The sequence below is a fragment of the Streptomyces sp. NPDC002889 genome (assembly GCF_042888425.1).
Taxonomy (GTDB): Bacteria; Actinomycetota; Actinomycetes; order Streptomycetales; family Streptomycetaceae; genus Streptomyces.
Genome location: NZ_JBIAPT010000064.1, coordinates 1 through 3725, shown reverse-complemented (window position 1 = coordinate 3725; position 3725 = coordinate 1). Strand labels below are relative to the sequence as shown.

Sequence of the window (3725 nt, the reverse complement as noted above, 5' to 3'; positions counted from 1 at the left end):
CCCGCTACGACAAAACCGCCGAGTCCTACCAGGCAGCCGTAACCCTCGCCTCGCTGCTGATGTGGGCGTGACACTTTGACGACAACTCCTAGGCAGGTCTTCTATGTCAACGCCGACGTAGGCGACCGCTTCTGCGTCTGAACTGACGAGAAGCGCATGACCTACCTGACCGTCACCGCCACCGAGCCTCATGCCAACTTTGAGCACAACCGCATCACGGTCAAGGGCACGGTGTGGAACAACCCCAATCCAGGCTGACAAGCGCTGGGAGGCGCTGCGGGAACGCAGGCCACCGGTCAGTCTAGGATGCCAAGTTCGGCCGGCGCCAAGGAATCGGGCGCCGGCCGCCGGATTGCGCGCGGAAGCTGAGGGCTGAAACGGGGTCGAGGTCTCACTCAGGGGATGCGCCAACGGAGAGACTAGACAGTCTTTCGGGGCGTCAGCAGACCGGTGCTACGGGACACTTGGGCGATGACCACAGCCTCCACCTCACAGTCCTCCCGCGACCGAGCCCTCGGGCGGGGGCGTCAGCACACTCATCCCCACAGGGCGCCGCGGCGTCGCCGGCTGACCAGGCAGCCGCAGCCCTCGCTCCGCACCGTTGCCGTACACGTCGGCGTCCTCCAGGCCGCCGCAGCACTCCTGGAGGAGACCGCCCGTACGGCCGGAGACGAGTTGTCCCGGGACGCCGCACAGCACACTGTGGCGCTGCTGCGAGCGGCCATGCAGTCGGAACAGACCCAGGGCAGCCGGAAGGTGTGTCGATGTCGAGGCGCCGCCGGAACGCCTGCCACAGACGGTCGACGTCGGTTCTGGGAGTCCAGTTAGTGCACGCACCGATGTCACCCACCGGATCCCGGTCCGGAGCGTGACCCCGGATGACGACGGTGTCCGGCCCACATGGGACGCAGGCCGCCCCATACCGAGAACGGTCGCTCGTTACCCGCCCAGGTCGTTCGACAACCGAGAAAACCCATTCAGCAGGATGGGTCAGGGCTCAATCGGGGAACTCGGGTCCGACCGCCGTACGGGCACCAAGCGCCCTTCCCTTGCCCCAGCCGAGCTCGCGCCGGTACCCGCCGAACAGGCCGGATTCCTCGAGTTCACTCACATCACGGAAGCGCGAGCCGGAAGCAACCGCGGTCACAAGCGGTGCAACGAACAGCGCGTCGGTCGGGCAGTACGCCTCACACTGGAAGCAGGTCTGGCAGCTGTCCTGTCTCGCAATCACCGGGACCCCGTCGGGCCCTCGGTCGAACACGCGCGTCGGGCACACGTCGATGCACAGGTCGCATCCGACGCAGCGGTCCCGCTCGACGATCTCGATCATGCCGCTCGACCTCCTCCGAGAGCCATCGCGTGCGGCACCGACTCCGGACGGCTCCAGACCTCGTCGAGCCCACCCGTGAGCAACCGGTAGTGCTGGGCCGGGTCCTGCGCCGGTCGGTCGACGCGCTTGTGCATCCCGCCTGACTCGGTCCGGTGCAGAGCCGCGTGGTACATCCAGCGCCCGTGTGCCACCACCGCGGCCGCTTCCCTGGCCCGGAACGCTTCCTCGCCGCTCGCGCCCAGACCTTCGCGCACCACGGACCACGTCCCGTGCAACGAGTGCAGAGCCGGCCCGAGACGATCCGCGTCCCGCAAGTAGTTGCGGTCGTAGGGCAGCACCTCTCGCTGCACGTCGGCGACGACCTCGCGATGGCTGACGGTCACGGCGCCGGTCGGACGCAGGCCGGCCGTACCCACTCCCCGCAGCTCGCGGACGGCCTCGCCGGGTGGCGAACGCGGCGGCACCCCGGCCCGCCCAGCTGCCCGAGGAGGCCGCCCACGCGGCGTTGTGGCTGCCGCCTCCGGTGAAGCCACCGCAGATCAGCTCCCTTGTCGCGGTGTCGCCGGCCGCGTACAGGCCCGGGACGTCGGTCGAGCAGTCCTCGCCTGCGATCCGCACTCCGCCCGTGCCCCTCACCGTGCCCTCGGCGAGCAGGGTGATCTCGAACAGGTCGGTGAACGGATCGATGCCCAGCCGGTCGAAAACCAGGAAGAAGTTCGGCTGGCCCCAACGCATCGCGCGCTGTTCGTCCGGCATGGCACGGTCGATCCGGGCGTAGACCGGTTCCTTGAGGAGGGCCCTCGCGATCGCCGACCAGCCGCCCTTGCTCGCTGCGCCTTCGAGCACCGAGCCGTCGGAGTGGTGGAAGTCGCCCAGGAGTAGTAGGCGGTCTTGGTCAGCGACGTGCCCTTCGGGGCTATGGCGTAGGAGTTGGAGAACTCCATCCCGGGCAGCTGTGCTCCCGCCTCGGCGGCCAGGAGGGCGCCGTCTCCCGTGTTGACGTCACAGCCAAGGGTCTTGGACTAGAACGCGCATCCGCCGGCAGCCAGCACCACCGCACCCGCCTCGACACGCACGACTTCTGTGTGCCACTCGTTCGCCTTCGATGTCTCACTGTCGACGGCGAGCACGGTGGTCGTACCGTCGGCGGCCGGCACGTTCGGTGGGCGGTTGTCAGGTCGCCGAACCACCCGGCCACACGCTCCTGAGCGGCGTTGTCGAGATTCACATTGTCGAACACGATCGCCTTGTGCTCGTTGAGGGCATGACGGAGCGTCGTGATCGTCGAGGGGTCGGGGGGCGCCGCGAAGTCGACGCCCTCGACGAGCGCGCCGATGCGGCCCGTGAGCTTGCGGATGGACGGAGACATGGGAGGTCCCTCTCAAGGAATTCGGGGGGCACCGCCGGGTGCCGAGAGTCGGAGTGAACGGGTCATGGGCAGGGATGAACGGCCGCGAAGTCAGACCTCGGTTAGGGCGTGATGTGAGGGACCGACGACTACTCGAGGAGTGCCAGATGAAGGTCAGACTCGTATGGTGGAGGTCGCGCGACCGCTGACTGACGGCACGTCGCCTCGCCGAACTCGAGCTGTGCCGCACATACCTCTCCCCAGCGTGAGCGGAGCGGCGGAGCGAGGATCAGGAGAAGGAAACAGTCAAGCGGTGCGTACCGCGGTCCCTCGGGGAGGCACGGGTGGGGCGGCGGCTTCGCACCGCCCCAGCCGGAGGTACGGCTTCGGCGCACACCGATCGCTGCCGAGGGCCGCTTTGCGGATCAGCGACACGTTTTCCGGCTCAGCGACATGCTCTCCGGATCAACGGCGACAGGACGCGCTGGAGACGTGCGCCAGGTCGATGTGGCGCCGCCGAGTCAAATCCACGCGCGGGGTCATGGAACGTGAGTTGAGCAGACGTCGACGCTTTCGGTCAATAGGTTCCAGACAGGTCTCACATCGCGGAAACCTTGAACTGCTTCGCCCCTTCAGACCGAAGCGGCGGGATCTGGGCGGCGCAGGCGATCCGCGTGGTCAGGAGGGAATCCTCGCCACGGCCGACATGACCGTCGACGTAATTTCGCACCATGTCCGAGCGTCGGACGTCCGGCCGGCGAGCACGGGGAAAGCGTCCTCCACAGGTGGCGAATGTGCTGGCTGACCAGCGTGCGCAGCACCGGCCACTGAGCGAGGAGAAGAGTCCGGTTGAGGACTGCAACGAGGTCGTCGTGCTGCCCTTCGGCCAGCACCGTGCGGTTCCGGTTGTTCTCCGGCGCCCTCGACGACGGCGTTCCCTGATCTTCGAGGGCGCTAGGAGTTGTCGTCAAAGTGTCACGCCCACATCAGCAGCGAGGCGAGGGTTACGGCTGCCTGGTAGGACTCGGCGGTTTTGTCGTAGCGGGT

4 protein-coding genes and 1 pseudogene are annotated in these 3725 nt (G+C 67.6%); 1 reads left to right on the top strand and 4 read right to left on the bottom strand.

What is annotated here, in order from left to right; all coding sequences use genetic code 11:
* Nucleotides 1-997: 997 nt before the first annotated feature.
* Together ACFYWI_RS38300 and ACFYWI_RS38295 are read right to left on the bottom strand one after the other, a co-directional pair.
* The gene (locus ACFYWI_RS38300; protein WP_389240775.1) at nt 998-1330 is read right to left on the bottom strand and encodes a 4Fe-4S binding protein; all 333 of its coding nucleotides are present in this window, start codon (nt 1328-1330) and stop codon (nt 998-1000) included.
* Nucleotides 1327-1713 carry a hypothetical protein gene (locus ACFYWI_RS38295; RefSeq protein ID WP_389240773.1) on the bottom strand — a complete coding sequence of 129 codons (387 nt, stop codon included), beginning with the start codon at nt 1711-1713 and terminating at the stop codon, nt 1327-1329. Before ACFYWI_RS38295 ends, ACFYWI_RS38300 begins: the two co-directional genes overlap by 4 nt.
* Before the next feature lie 62 nt (nt 1714-1775).
* Here ACFYWI_RS38295 and ACFYWI_RS38290 point away from each other — a divergent pair, with 62 nt between their 5' ends.
* Nucleotides 1776-2108 carry a hypothetical protein gene (locus tag ACFYWI_RS38290; protein WP_389240771.1) on the top strand — a complete coding sequence of 111 codons (333 nt, stop codon included), beginning with the start codon at nt 1776-1778 and terminating at the stop codon, nt 2106-2108.
* Nucleotides 2109-2352: 244 nt separating this feature from the next.
* On the opposite strand, the gene ACFYWI_RS38285 is transcribed toward ACFYWI_RS38290, so the two are convergent.
* Together ACFYWI_RS38285 and ACFYWI_RS38280 are read right to left on the bottom strand one after the other, a co-directional pair.
* Complete coding sequence (locus ACFYWI_RS38285) at nt 2353-2520, bottom strand: hypothetical protein (RefSeq protein ID WP_389240777.1); 168 nt, start codon at nt 2518-2520, stop codon at nt 2353-2355.
* Nucleotides 2521-2549: 29 nt separating this feature from the next.
* Nucleotides 2550-2699 (bottom strand): annotated as a pseudogene (locus ACFYWI_RS38280) (TauD/TfdA family dioxygenase); the annotation flags it as partial.
* Between the last annotated feature and the right edge of the window lie 1026 nt (nt 2700-3725).